Consider the following 12,856-nt stretch of genomic DNA (forward strand, 5'->3'; position numbering starts at 1 on the left):
CGGTGGTGCTGATCCGGCGCCGACGAGTGGTGCGCCGTCGCGTCCGTCCTGGGCAAGTCGACCTGACCCGGCGGCGACCGGCGCACGCACCGGTGACCGGCCGGCCTGGGTCCGCCCGCCGGCGACCGATGCGGCACCTGCCGAACCGGCAGCGGCGCCGATGGTTCCGGCCGACGTGCCACCGACGCCGGTCGTGCCGCCACCGGCTCCGGCCGGACCGGCCCTGGTGGCGGAACGGCCCTCCTGGACCGGTGGGTCGTCGGCGGCCTCGCCCGGCACTCCGCAGCGAGCCGAGCGGCCCGACTGGTCCGAGGGGCGCATTCCCGCGTCCCAGGGCGAGCCTCCGGCCTGGCCGGCGAGCGCGCCCCGGGCGAACGAGGCGGGCGAGCAGCCCGCTCCGCCGCGACCCGAGCCCCGGTCCGCCGCACCCTTCCGACTGCGCCCGGCGAGCCCCGAGCCGCCCGAGCAGACCCGCGCCGCACCGACCTCCGGCGCCGTCCCACCCTCCGCCACGAGCGGGGGCGGACGCCGTGACCGGCCCTCACCCGTGTCCGCCCCTCCCTACGCGGCACGCCGATCCGCCCCCGATCCGGCGTCACCGGCCGAGCCGGCGGACACCGGTGGTCGTGCCGAAACGACGCCGGCGGTGCTGCCGCAGCGCGTCCCCGCGGAACCGGACGTGCCCGTCGTGCCGGAGCCGCCCACCGTGGAGCCCCCCGCCGAAACCCCGGAACTCGCACGTATCGCCACCCACCTGCGCCGCGACGACGAACCCGCACCCCTGCGGGAGCGCCCCGAGGGGTTCGACGTCAACGCCATCCTGGACGCTGTTCGGGAGGTGGCCGGCGTCCGGGACGCGGCGCTGCGGCGTACGCCGGCGGGTGCGCACAGCCTCCGGCTGGACCTGGCCGACGGTGCCGACCCGGCCGAGGTGAGCCGACAGGTCGCCCGGCTGCTCCAGGAGCGGATGGGTCTGGCCGCCGCCCCACAGAACCTGCCCGGCCTGCCCAGCACGCCAGCCCCGCCGGCCCGCCGCCGTGCTGCCGAGCCGCGTGCTGTCGAGCGGCGTTCCCCGGAGACGCGGGACGCCGGCGCGGAGCCGCGAACCGGGGAGATGCGTGCCGCCGAGCCGACCGTGGGCGGACGGTTCGATGCTCCGCCCGGCGACGCGTCCCGTCGGCGCCGGTCGAACGCACCGCACCGGGGTCGTGCCACGGTGGAGGAGCCGGGTTCGGTCTCGGCCGCGCCCGCCGGCGCCGCCACCGGCAGCCCGGCGACGCTGGGTACGTCGTACTCCGGTGGTCAGGTGACCACGACGGAGTCGGCACCGTCGCGACCGCTGGACACCGGCGGCGCGCCGGGTCCGCGGGTGGTGATCGACCACGTGCAGGTCAGCACGTTCGGGCTGGACGCGAACGTGGAGGTCCGGCTGCTGGCCGGCGGCGAGACGGCCTCCGGGTACGCGACCGGGCCGGCGGTGGACGGCTACGTGCTGAGGCTCTGCGCGGTGGCCGCGGCCGCCGCCGTGGACGAGTTGCTGCGTGGTGCCGAGAATGCCGAGCGGGGGCGCTGTTTCGTCGAGCACGCGGCCGTGGTGCCGTTCGGCAACTGCGAGGTGGCGACAGTGGTGGTGCTGCTGGTCTGCGAGGGGTGGGTCGAGCAGCTCGCCGGTTCGGCGCTGGTCGCCGGTGATCCGCGGCAGGCGGTGGTCCGGGCGACGCTGGCGGCGGTCAACCGTCGGCTGGAGGCGCTGCTGTCCTGAGTGGTCCGGGGCAGACTGGAACGATGAAACGCGCCATCCTCTCGCCGGATGAACTCCTCCCGGAGCACCGGATTCCGCCGCCGTGGCCGGGGCGGGAGGTCCGTCTCGGCAGGTCGGTCACGTACGTGCGGGACACTCCGGCCACCGCCGCCGGTGCCGAGCCCGCGTTGTACGTGCACGGGCTGGGCGGCTCCTCGCAGAACTGGACGGACCTGGCCGGGCTGCTGTCCGACCGGCTCGACGGTCAGGCGATCGACCTGCCCGGCTTCGGCCGCAGCGAGCCGGGTCGCCGTTACACGATCCCCGCCTTCGCCGACCTGGTCGTCCGCTGGATCGAGCACTCCGATCGGGGGCCGGTGCACCTGTTCGGCAACTCGTTGGGCGGTGCGGTCGCCGTCCAGGTGGCGGGGCTGCGCCCCGACCTGGTGCGCACCCTCACCCTGATCTCTCCGGCGCTGCCGTTCCTCGACTTCCGCCGCTCGCTGCAGGGTCGGATGCTGCCGGTGCTGGCCATTCCCGGGGGTGAGCGGCTGGTCGCCCGGCGGCTCACCCAGCTCGCCCCCGAGGTGATGGCCGAGCAGGTGTTGGAGGCCTGCGTGGCCGACCTCAGCCGGATCTGCGAGCAGCGGCGGGCCGAGGCGTTGGAGGAGATCCGGGTGCGCTACGAGGCGGAGCACTACGCCGCCGCGTACGTCCGGACGTTCCGTGGGCTGGTCTCCAGCTTTCTGCGGGCGTACCTTCCGGGGTCGGGGTCGCTGTGGCGACTTGCCGGGTCGGTGCGGGCGCCGACGCTGGTGGTGGGCGGTCGGCAGGACCGGCTGGTCGACGTCCGGGTCGCGCCGCAGACCGCCCGGGTCATCCCGGACAGCCGGCTGCTGATGCTCGACGGCGTCGGTCATGTGGCGCAGTTGGAGGTGCCCCGGCTGGTCGCCCGGGCGGTGGTGGGTCTGCTCACCGAAACGGAGGACGCCGTCGGGCGGTCTGATCTGGCAGGCTGAGCCGGATGCCCAGGTCCTTCCGCCGTCAGCGACGCTTCGCCCTGTTCGCCCAGCTGGTGGCGGTGGGGTTGGCCATCGGTGCGGTGGTGAGCGTGATCGCCGAGGGGCCGGGTGGTCGTCCCGCCGCGGATCGGCTGGCCGCCGACGAGATCCCGAGCGTGGCGCCGCTGGTGGCCGCGCCGCTGCCGTCGTCGGTCGAGCCGTCGCTCTCGCCCTCGGCGTCGCCGAGTGCGCCCCCGGTGCTGCGGCTGCCCGGGGCGGTGCCGAGCGCGGGCACCGGCCGGTTCGGCTACGACGACCGCTCCGGCCCGGTGCTGGGTCGGGCGGGTGAGCTGCGGCGTTACCGGGTGGCGGTGGAGTCGGGCAGTGCCGAGGACGCCGCCGGGTTCGGTGCGGCGGTCGAGACGGCGCTCGCCGGGCCGGGCAGCTGGGTGGACAGCGGCCAGCTGCGGTTGCAGCAGGTGCCGGGCAGCGCTCCGCGCGATTTCACCGTCTATCTGGCCACGGCCCGTACCGCGGGTCGGATGTGCGTCGAGGGTGGGGTGGACATCCGGATCGATGGTCGTCCGTACACCTCCTGCCGGGCGCCCGGTCAGGTGATCATCAACCTGGACCGGTGGCGGTTGTCGGTGCCGCACTACGTCTCGGCCGGTGTGCCGCTGTCGGTGTACCGGACGTACGTGGTGAACCACGAGGTGGGTCACCAGCTGGGGCATCGACACGAGGGCTGCCCCGGTTCGGGTCGGCCGGCGCCGGTGATGATGCAGCAGACGCTCTTCCTGAACGGGTGTCGGGTCAACCCGTGGCCGTACCTGGACGGGCGTCGTTACGCCGGTCCGCCGCTCTGAACATCCAGGGCGCATTGCGTTAATAGCGGTAAAAGAAGCGGAATGCCCGAATAATCTGGCACGCTGGACGTCATGACGCCGTCGTCCCCTTACGGCCCGCCCCAACCACCCGACCCGTCGGGCCCGCCGGCGTACCAGCACGCGCGTCCCACTCTCGTCCGCATGCGTCGGCGTCGTCGCCGTACCCTGCTGCTCGGCGTGCTGGTGCTCGCCACCGCCGTCGGGGTGACCCTCACCCGGGGCGGTGAACCGCCGGCCGAGGTGCCGCCCGCCGCCACCGAGGGCGGGATGGGGCACGGCGGTGGGGGCGCCCACCCGGTGCCCAGCAGCTACCCGTCGGTCGGCGCGGGACGGTTCACCGCCGCCGACGGCGGAACCGGCGTGTACGGCGAGGACGGGCCGCTGCACCGCTACCGGGTGGCGGTCGAACGCGGCACCGGCCAGGACGTCGACACGTTCGCCGCGCGGGTGGACGAGGTGCTGGCCGATCCGCGTAGCTGGATCGCCTCCGGCGAGCTGCGGGTGCAACGGGTGGCCGACGCGGGGGCCGCCGACTTCACCATCTACCTGGCCACCCCGGTCACCTCCGAGCGGATGTGCGCCGAGGGCGGGCTGACCACCGAGCGCTACACCTCCTGTCGGCTGCCCGGCCAGGTCATCATCAACCTGGCGCGCTGGATGGAGGCGGTCCCCGACTACGGTGCCCCGCTGGACACCTACCGCACCTACGTGATCAACCACGAGGTGGGCCACGAGTTCGGCGAGCAGCACGAGGCCTGCCCGGGTCCGGGCGAGTCGGCGCCGGTCATGCAGCAGCAGACGTACGGCCTGCAGGGCTGCGTCGCCAACGCCTGGCCCTACGTCGACGGCCGCCGTTACTCGGGGGACATCGTCCCCTGAGTTATTCCCGCTCCCGCATCGCGGACCACGTGTCCTCCCTCATGGCCGAGCGGGCCCCCGGCGAGCAACAATGGCGCGGTTCACACCGCCGATCCCGGGGAGTCCACCGTGTCGTTGCCCCCGCTCGTCGAGCCCGCCGCCGAGCTGACCGTTGACGAGATCCGCCGCTACTCACGCCACCTGATCATCCCGGACGTCGGGGTGGCCGGGCAGAAGCGGCTGAAGAACGCCCGGGTGCTCTGTGTCGGCGCCGGTGGCCTCGGGTCTCCCGCTCTGATGTATCTCGCCGCAGCCGGCGTCGGCACGCTCGGCATCATCGACTTCGACACCGTCGACGAGTCCAACCTTCAGCGTCAGATCATCCACGGCGTGTCCGACATCGGCCGGTCCAAGGCCGAGTCCGCCGCCGCGTCGATTCGCGAGATCAACCCGCTCGTCAACGTGGAGATCCACAACACCGCGTTGGACCGGGAGAACGTCCGCGAGATCTTCGCCCAGTACGACCTGATCGTCGACGGCACCGACAACTTCGCCACCCGGTACCTGGTCAACGACGCGGCGGTGCTGCTCGGCAAGCCGTACGTCTGGGGTTCGATCTACCGCTTCGACGGCCAGGCGTCGGTGTTCTGGGCCGAGCACGGCCCCTGCTACCGCTGCCTCTACCCGGAGCCGCCGCCGCCCGGCATGGTCCCGTCCTGCGCCGAGGGCGGCGTGCTCGGTGTGCTCTGCGCGTCGATCGGCTCCATCCAGGTGAACGAGGCGATCAAGCTGCTCACCGGCATCGGTGAGCCGCTGGTCGGCCGCCTGATGGTGTACGACGCCCTGGAGATGGAGTACCGCAAGATCAAGGTTCGGAAGGACCCGAACTGCGTGCTCTGCGGCGACAACCCGACGGTCACCGACCTGCTCGAAGACTACGAGGACTTCTGCGGCGCGGTCTCGGTGGAGGCCCAGGAGGCGGTGGTCGACTCGACCATCACCGCGCTGGAGCTGAAGGAGTGGCAGGACGCCGGTAAGGAGTTCTTCCTCGTCGACGTCCGGGAGCCGGCCGAGTACGAGATCGTCCGGATCCCCGGCTCGACCCTCATCCCCAAGGGCGACATCATCTCCGGCGAGGCGCTCGCGCAGCTCCCGCAGGACCGGCAGATCGTGCTGCACTGCAAGTCCGGCGTCCGCTCGGCGGAGGCGCTCGCCGCGCTCAAGGCGGCCGGTTTCCGGGACGCCGTGCACGTGCAGGGCGGCGTGCTGTCCTGGATCAAGCAGATCGACCCGGCGCTGCCCGCGTACTGACCGACTTGCCGGGGCGGCCGACCCCGCCGCCCCGGCAAGTCGGCGCACGCAACGCCGAGCAGCCCTGCGCACGGAGCGACGCAGCCATTTCCGGCTGGCCGATTCCCCGAGGCGGGATCGCGTCTTCGCAGGTAGCGTTCCCGCCGTGGTCGACTTGGATGCCGCGATCGGGTTCGTCGTGGCGCATGGGGACGCGGTGGAACGCGCCCGTCTCTCCTGGCTACGCAACGGCACCCCGGTGCCCGCCGAGGTGTTGGAGACGGCCGAGGTCGGCCAGTCGCCCGACGGCGGCTGGCCGGCGAGCTGGGGTGGCGAGGTCGCCTCGATCGACGCCACCTGCTTCCGGCTCGCCGAGCTGGACGACCTGGGCGCGCTCGGGCGTCCCGCCGCCCGTCGGGCACTGGACTGGCTGGCGTCCCGGCAGCAGGCCGACGGCGGCTGGGACGAGGACATCTCGCTGGCCGGCTCCGCGCCGGAGTGGGCCCGCCCCGGTGACCCGGAGGCCAAGCTCTTCGTCACCGCCAACGCGGGCTTCTGGCTCACCGTTGCCGGCCTGGACGCGCGCGCCTCGGGGCCGCTCGACCACCGGGTCGGCGGGGCGTACGCCGGTGTCGTCCAGGCGGCTGCCCACTCGCTCGCCGCGCGGCTACGGCCGGACGGCAGTTGGCCGTCGTTCCTCGCCGCCGGCTGGCTGAGCGCGGCGGTGCTGCACCGGCAGGACATGTTCCACGAGTCGGCGCGGATCCAGGTGGTGCTCGTCGATCGGATGCCCAAGATGTCCCCGGGTGACGTGGCCTGGCTGGCGGCCACGCTGCGTCGGGTCGGCATCGACGCGCAAGACTGGATCATGGTGCGGGCGCTTCGCCGGCTGGCCGAGACCCAGCGCAGCGACGGCGGTTGGGAGAGCGAGGACGGCCACCAGTTCGACGTACACGCCACCCTGTCCGCGATCCGGGCCTGCCGCCCGACGGCGTCCGCCTAGCGCACCTGCCCGTTGCCGGTGACTACGTACTTGGTGCTGGTCAGCTCGGGCAGACCCATCGGGCCGCGGGCGTGCAGCTTCTGCGTGGAGATGCCGATCTCCGCGCCGAAGCCGAACTCACCGCCGTCGGTGAACCGGGTCGAGGCGTTCACCATCACCGCCGCCGCGTCCACCCGGGCGACGAACTCCCGGACCGCACTCGCCGAGTCGGTGAGGATCGCCTCGGTGTGCCCGGTGCCGTAGCGCCGGATGTGCGCGACCGCCGCGTCCAGCGACTCGACGACCGCGACGGAGATGTCCGCCGACAGGTACTCGGTGGCGAAGTCCTCCTCGGTGGCCGGGACCACCGCGGCCGAGTAGGCGGCCACCTCGGGGGAGCCGTGCACGGTCACTCCCGCCTCGGCGAACGCGGCCAGCACGGCCGGCAGAAACGCGTCGGCGACGTCGGCGTGCACCAGTAGCGACTCGGCCGTGTTGCAGGTGGACAGGCGCTGCGTCTTGGCGTTCAGCGTCACCGCGACGGCCTGGGCCACGTCGGCGGCGGCGTCCACGTACACGTGGCAGTTGCCCACCCCGGTCTCGATCACCGGCACGGTCGACTCCTCGACGACGGTACGGATCAGCGACGCGCCGCCGCGCGGGATGAGCACGTCGACCAGCCCTCGGGCACGCATCAGCTCCTTGACCGACTCGCGGGAGCTGGCGTCGAGCAGCTGCACCGCGTCGGCCGGCAGCCCGGCCCCGGTGATCGCGTCACGCAGCACCGCGACCAGCGCGGCGTTGGAGTGCGCGGCGGAGGACGACCCGCGCAGCAGTGCCGCGTTGCCGGACTTGAGGCAGATCCCGGCGGCGTCCACGGTCACGTTCGGGCGCGCCTCGTAGATGATGCCGACCACCCCGAACGGCACCCGGATCTGCCGCAGCTCCAGGCCGTTGGGCAGGGTCGAGCCGCGTACCACCTCGCCGACCGGGTCGGGCAGCGCGGCCATCTGGCGCAGCGCGTCGGCGATGCCGGCCACCCGGCCCTGGTCGAGGGCGAGCCGGTCCAGCACGGCCGCGCTCAGCCCGGCCTCCCGGCCGGCCGCCAGGTCCGCCTCGTTCGCGGTCAGGATCTCCGGGGTACGCGCCACCAGCGCGTCGGCCATCGCGGCCAGCGCGGCGTCCTTGACCGTACGGGTCGCCACGGCCAGGTCGGCGGCGGCGTCCCGCGCCCGTCGCGCCTGCTCGGTCACGCTCATCATCGACTCCTTAGAGCAGTACCAGGTCGTCGCGGTGAACGACCTCCCGTTCGTACGCCGGGCCGAGCGCCGCGGCGAGTTCGGAGGTGGAGCGACCGAGTAGCCCGGGCAGTTCCACCGCGTCGTAGTTGACCAGCCCTCGGGCGACCGACGCGCCGGCCGTGTCCACCAGGTCCACCGGGTCGCCGGCGGTGAACGTGCCGTCCACGGCGGTGATGCCGGCGGGCAGCAGCGACTTGCGCCGCCCGACGACGGCGGCCACCGCGCCCGGGTCGAGGTGCAGCCGACCTCGGGGTGAGGTGGCGTGGGCGAGCCAGAACAGTCGGGCGGTGGGGCGTTTCCGCTGCGGATGGAACAGCGTGCCGACCGGCTCACCCGCCAATGCCGGTGCGGCCAGGTCGGCGGCGGTGAGCACCACCGGGATGCCGAAGCCGGTGGCGATCCGGGCGGCCTCCACCTTGGTCACCATGCCGCCGGTGCCGACGCCGGAGCGGCCGGCCCCGCCGATGGTGATTCCGGCGAGGTCGGCGTCGCTGCGGACCTCGGCGATGCGGGTGGAGTGCGCTCGGCTCGGGTCCCCGGTCCAGAGGGCGTCCACGTCGGAGAGGAGCACCAGCAGGTCGGCGTGCACCAGGGCGGCCACCAGGGCGGCCAGCCGGTCGTTGTCGCCGAAGCGGATCTCCTCGGTGGCCACTGTGTCGTTCTCGTTGACGATCGGCACCGCGCGCAGGTCGAGCAGCTTGCGCAGGGTCCGGTACGCGTTGCGGTAGTGCGCGCGCCGGGTCACGTCGTCGACGGTGAGCAGCACCTGCCCGACGGTGCGACCGTGCCGGGCGAAGCTGGCCGCGTACCGGCCGATCAGGAGGCCCTGCCCGACGCTGGCGGCGGCCTGCTGGGTGGCCAGGTCGCGCGGGCGTCGGGTCAGCCCGAGCGGGGCCAGGCCGGCGGCGATCGCGCCGGAGGACACCAGCACCACCTCGCGTCCCTCGGCGGTGAGCCGCCCGAGGGTGTCGACGAGCGCGTCGACCCGCTCGTCGGCCAGCCCGCCGGTGGCGGTGGTCAACGAGGAGGAACCGATCTTGACGACGACCCGCCGGGCCGCCGTGACTGCGTCGCGCACCCGCCCATTCTGCGCGGTCACGGCCGCAGCGCCCGGTGGCGTTCCCATATGGTGGCCGATTGTGACTCCTGACGAGTACGTCGAGGCGGTGCTCGACCTGGTCGAGCGGATCCCGGAGGGTCGGGTGATGTCGTACGGCGCGGTGGCCGACGCCCTGGCCGAGTGCTCGGGGCGCGCGTCGGCCCGGTTGGTGGGTGCCATTATGGCGCAGCACGGTGGCTCGGTGCCCTGGCACCGGGTGGTGACCGCGAGCGGCCGGCTGCCCCCGGGGCATGAGCGGGAGGCGCAGGCCCGTCTGCGTGCCGAGGGGGTGCCGCTGCGCGGTGCGGGGGTGGACATCGCGGCCGCGGGTTGGTCGCCTGATGAGGGGATGTGGCCTCCAGAAAAACGTGAGTAACGTTCAGCCCCATGAAAACGCCGCCCGGCACCGGCTCGTCGACCACCGGTCCGCTGCCCCGGACGGTGCACGCCGGATACGCGCTCGGATCCCTGGCCACCGGCGCGTTCGGCACCGTGCCCGGTCTGCTGCTGCTGCCGTACCTGACCGACACGCTGGGCGTCGCCGCCGGGCTGGCCGCCCTGCTCGTCCTGCTGCCGAAGGCATGGGACGTGCTGGTCAACCCCGTCGCGGGGCGGATCTCCGACCGCACCCGGTCGCGCTGGGGCGCCCGCCGGCCGTACCTGCTCGTCGCCGGTCTCGCGCTCGCCGTGCTCTTCGCCGCCATCTTCGCCGCCCCGTTTGGTCACGGCGCGGGTGCCGCGGCGTACGTGGCGCTGGCCTTCCTCGCCACCGCCACCGCGTTCGCCTTCTTCCAGGTGCCGTACGTGGCCATGCCGGCGGAGCTGACCGACGACTACGCCGAACGCACCCGCCTGATGACCTGGCGGATCGCCGTGCTGGCGTTGACCATCCTGGTCTCCGGCGCGATCGCCCCGCTGGTGGTGACCGCCGGTGGCGACGGCCTGGCCGGGCACCGTTGGTTGGGCGTGTTCGTGGCGGCGCTCATCGCTCTCGGTGCCGTCGGCGCGTTCGTCGGCACCCGTTCCGCGCCGTCCGGCACGGTGGGCGGCAGCGAGCCGACCCTGCGCGCCCAACTCGCGGTGGCCGGCGCCAACCGGCCGTTCCGGGCGCTGCTGATCTGCTTCGTCGTGCAGTCCGCCGGGGTGGCGACCATCCTGGCCGGGGTCAACTACTTCGCCGGGCAGATCCTGCGCGGCGAGAAGATCGGCCCGACCCTGCTCTTCGCCTGCTTCGTTGGGCCGGCGCTGCTGGTGATGCCGATCTGGAGCCGGGTCGGTGCCCGACTGGGCAAGCGGACCGGGCTGGTCGCCGCCTCGCTGTTCTTCGGTGCCGGGGCGTTCGTGCTGGTCGCCGCGCCGGTGCTGCCGTCGGTCGCCGTCTATCTGGTGGTGGCGTTGCCGGGGAGACGCTCGGCCTGGCGCTCGGCCCGGGCATCTACGGCGTGGTGCTCCAGCTCTCCGGTTACGTGTCATCCGACACGGGCACGGCCGCCGCCCAGTCCGACGGCGCCCGCCTGGGGGTCCTGTTGGGCTTCACCGTCCTCCCCGCGCTCCTGATCACACCCCCGATCCTCCTGCTGCGCCGCTACACCCTGACCCCCGCAGCCCTGGCCGCCGCGACGAGCGCCCCCACGCCCGACGGACCGGTCGATCATGGAGTTGTGGTGGGGGACGAAAGCCGTTGACCGTCACGAGAAGGGCACCATAACTTCATGATCGACGAGAGCAGGGTTCTACCTTCCGGGGTTGCCGCTGACGTTGCGCTTTCCGAGGTTCGGGGGCTTCGGTCTGGGGACCGGCCCACGCACGGGGGTCGGCTGTTCGCGTACGTGTACGACCCGGCGGTGCCGGGGCTCGACGAGTTGGCCGCTGCCGCGCACCGGGAGAGTGCCCACGTCAACGGCCTCGACCCGACCGCGTTTCCGTCCCTGCTGGCGATGGAGAACGCGCTTGTCGGCGCCGCCGCCCGGGTGCTCGGCGGCGGCCCCGGCACCACCGCACCGGACGTCGTCGGCAGCGTCACCAGCGGCGGTACCGAGTCACTGATCCTCGCCGTCAAGACGGCCCGGGACGCCCACCCGGAGATCGCCGCACCCCGGATCGTGGTGCCGTCGACCGCGCACGCCGCGTTCGCGAAGGCGGCGCACTACCTGCGGGTGGCGGTGGACGTGGTGCCGGTGTCCCCGGGCACGCTGCGCCCCGACCCGGCCGCGATGGCCGCCGCGATCGGGCCGGACACGGTGCTCGTGGCCTGCTCCGCGCCGTCGTACGCGCACGGGGTGGTGGACCCGGTCGCCGAGATCGCGGCGGCCGCGGCCGAGGCCGGGGCGCGCTGCCACGTGGACGCCTGCTTCGGTGGCTGGACCCTGCCCTACCTGCGTCGCCTCGGGCAGTCGGTGCCGGCGTTCGACTTCGCGGTGCCCGGCGTCACCTCCATCTCGGTGGACCTGCACAAGTACGCGTACGCGCCGAAGGGGGTGTCGGTGCTGCTGCACCGCGACGCCGCGCTGCGCGCCCCGCAGTACTTCGCGTACGCGGACTGGCCCGGCTACACCATGATCAACCCGGTGATCGCGTCCACCCGCTCGGGCGGGCCAATCGCCGCCGCGTACGCCACCGTGCGGCACCTCGGCGACGACGGCTACCTGCGGCTGGCCGCCGTCACCCGGGACGCGGTCGCCGGCCTGGCCGACGCCGTCCGCGCCGTCGACGGGCTGCGGCTGATGGCCGAGCCGGAGTCGACGGTGGTCTGCTTCACCGCCACCGAGGGCGGCCCGGACCTGTTCGTCCTGGTCGACGAGCTGACCGCGCGCGGCTGGCACACCCAACCCCAGCTCACGTACGCCGGTCTGCCGGCCAGCGTGCACCTCACGGTGACCGCCTCGGTCGCGCCGCGGGTCGCCGAGTTCGGGCCGGACCTGGCCGACGCGGTGGCCGCCGCCCGGACGGCCGGTCCGGTCTCCCTCCCGCCCGAACTGACCGCGCTGGCGACGTCGCTGACCCCGGACGCCCTCACGCCCGAACTGGTCGCCGGTCTCGCCGCCGGGCTCGGTCTCGGTGCTGGGGACGCGCCGACGCCGGACCGGATGGCGGTGGTCAACACGCTGCTCGACGCCGCACCGCCCGCGGTGCGCGAGCGGCTGCTGGTCGAGTTCGTCGGCCTGCTGCAACACCCCAGATGGCGCGTGGACGACTGAACAACGGTGCTCCGCCCCCAGTGCCCCTTCGTTGTCTCCTTCTGTCCGACTTGGTAAGGGTTTGCTAGATGCCGTAGACGGTGAAGACCTCAGCGCGGCCGTGGAGGTCATGGCGGGCGTGGGCGATGTTGGCGCGTCCGGCGAGCCGGTTTGGTTCCGATAGCTAGGTTACGGAAGGTAGCCAGGGTGCGTGGTGCGGTGTCGGTCCTGAGCATGTTCGTCGACATCGACTCGCTGCTGCGCCCGGGTACGGTCCTGTTCTGGGTCATGGGTCTTCGTAAACTCCATGATCACCAAAGGGTCGCACCCGTCCTACTTGGACCCTGACCTCACTGATCCCATCCCCACCCCCCAGGTCGGACACCCCCCAACCGACTACGCGATAGCCCTGTTCGGATGACAGGCCCGATCGAGGTTGAACCGGCGGCCCCGCGCATCCGTTGTGTAGGAAGACTTCGAAATTTGACTGCAAAGGCGGCTAACTAGGAATGGACAAAGAT

9 protein-coding genes and 2 pseudogenes are annotated in these 12,856 nt (G+C 73.2%); 9 read left to right on the top strand and 2 right to left on the bottom strand.

Translation table 11 applies throughout. From position 1 onward, the window contains the following. The 6 genes and pseudogenes from F8271_RS25085 to F8271_RS25110 all read left to right on the top strand — a co-directional run. Positions 1–1,762: pseudogene (locus tag F8271_RS25085) on the top strand (hypothetical protein); the annotation flags it as partial. 23 nt (positions 1,763–1,785) lie between these two features. Further along, positions 1,786–2,760, top strand: a complete 975-nt coding sequence (locus F8271_RS25090; RefSeq protein WP_151492288.1) for an alpha/beta fold hydrolase — start codon at positions 1,786–1,788, stop codon at positions 2,758–2,760. 5 nt (positions 2,761–2,765) lie between these two features. Then, positions 2,766–3,608 carry a DUF3152 domain-containing protein gene (locus F8271_RS25095; RefSeq protein ID WP_151492289.1) on the top strand — a complete coding sequence of 281 codons (843 nt, stop codon included), beginning with the start codon at positions 2,766–2,768 and terminating at the stop codon, positions 3,606–3,608. A 162-nt stretch (positions 3,609–3,770) separates the two neighbouring features. Continuing rightward, complete coding sequence (locus tag F8271_RS25100) at positions 3,771–4,508, top strand: DUF3152 domain-containing protein (RefSeq protein WP_225854738.1); 738 nt, start codon at positions 3,771–3,773, stop codon at positions 4,506–4,508. A 108-nt stretch (positions 4,509–4,616) separates the two neighbouring features. Beyond that, positions 4,617–5,798: an adenylyltransferase/sulfurtransferase MoeZ gene (moeZ, locus tag F8271_RS25105; protein WP_151492291.1), complete on the top strand. Its 1,182-nt coding sequence runs from the start codon at positions 4,617–4,619 to the stop codon at positions 5,796–5,798. 94 nt (positions 5,799–5,892) lie between these two features. Continuing rightward, positions 5,893–6,780 carry a prenyltransferase/squalene oxidase repeat-containing protein gene (locus F8271_RS25110; RefSeq protein ID WP_151492292.1) on the top strand — a complete coding sequence of 296 codons (888 nt, stop codon included), beginning with the start codon at positions 5,893–5,895 and terminating at the stop codon, positions 6,778–6,780. Here the strand turns inward: F8271_RS25110 and F8271_RS25115 are convergent. Then, positions 6,777–8,018, bottom strand: a complete 1,242-nt coding sequence (locus tag F8271_RS25115) for a glutamate-5-semialdehyde dehydrogenase (RefSeq protein WP_151492293.1) — start codon at positions 8,016–8,018, stop codon at positions 6,777–6,779. The two genes, F8271_RS25110 and F8271_RS25115, sit on opposite strands and share 4 nt — an antisense overlap. A 10-nt stretch (positions 8,019–8,028) precedes the next feature. Beyond that, the gene (proB, locus tag F8271_RS25120) at positions 8,029–9,186 is read right to left on the bottom strand and encodes a glutamate 5-kinase (RefSeq protein ID WP_151492294.1); all 1,158 of its coding nucleotides are present in this window, start codon (positions 9,184–9,186) and stop codon (positions 8,029–8,031) included. Between the two features lie 13 nt (positions 9,187–9,199). On the opposite strand from proB, the gene F8271_RS25125 reads away from it, so the two are divergent. The 3 genes and pseudogenes from F8271_RS25125 (at position 9,200) to F8271_RS25135 (ending at position 12,356) form a co-directional block, all read left to right on the top strand. Beyond that, the gene (locus F8271_RS25125; RefSeq protein WP_151492295.1) at positions 9,200–9,535 is read left to right on the top strand and encodes an MGMT family protein; all 336 of its coding nucleotides are present in this window, start codon (positions 9,200–9,202) and stop codon (positions 9,533–9,535) included. A gap of 11 nt (positions 9,536–9,546) precedes the next feature. Beyond that, a pseudogene (locus tag F8271_RS25130) lies at positions 9,547–10,844 on the top strand (MFS transporter). A 27-nt stretch (positions 10,845–10,871) separates the two neighbouring features. Beyond that, positions 10,872–12,356, top strand: coding sequence for an aminotransferase class V-fold PLP-dependent enzyme (locus F8271_RS25135; RefSeq protein WP_151492296.1), 1,485 nt, complete (start codon positions 10,872–10,874; stop codon positions 12,354–12,356). Positions 12,357–12,856 lie beyond the last annotated feature (500 nt).

This window comes from Micromonospora sp. ALFpr18c (genome assembly GCF_008868155.1).
Lineage (GTDB): Bacteria > Actinomycetota > Actinomycetes > Mycobacteriales > Micromonosporaceae > Micromonospora.

Coding starts and splice junctions, on each gene's coding strand:
- F8271_RS25090 (WP_151492288.1), top strand. CDS start 1,786: ATGAAACGCGCCATCCTCTCGCCGGATGAACTCCTCCCGGAGCACCGG.
- F8271_RS25095 (WP_151492289.1), top strand. CDS start 2,766: ATGCCCAGGTCCTTCCGCCGTCAGCGACGCTTCGCCCTGTTCGCCCAG.
- F8271_RS25100 (WP_225854738.1), top strand. CDS start 3,771: ATGCGTCGGCGTCGTCGCCGTACCCTGCTGCTCGGCGTGCTGGTGCTC.
- F8271_RS25115 (WP_151492293.1), bottom strand. CDS start 8,018: ATGAGCGTGACCGAGCAGGCGCGACGGGCGCGGGACGCCGCCGCCGAC.
- proB (WP_151492294.1), bottom strand. CDS start 9,186: ATGGGAACGCCACCGGGCGCTGCGGCCGTGACCGCGCAGAATGGGCGG.
- F8271_RS25135 (WP_151492296.1), top strand. CDS start 10,872: ATGATCGACGAGAGCAGGGTTCTACCTTCCGGGGTTGCCGCTGACGTT.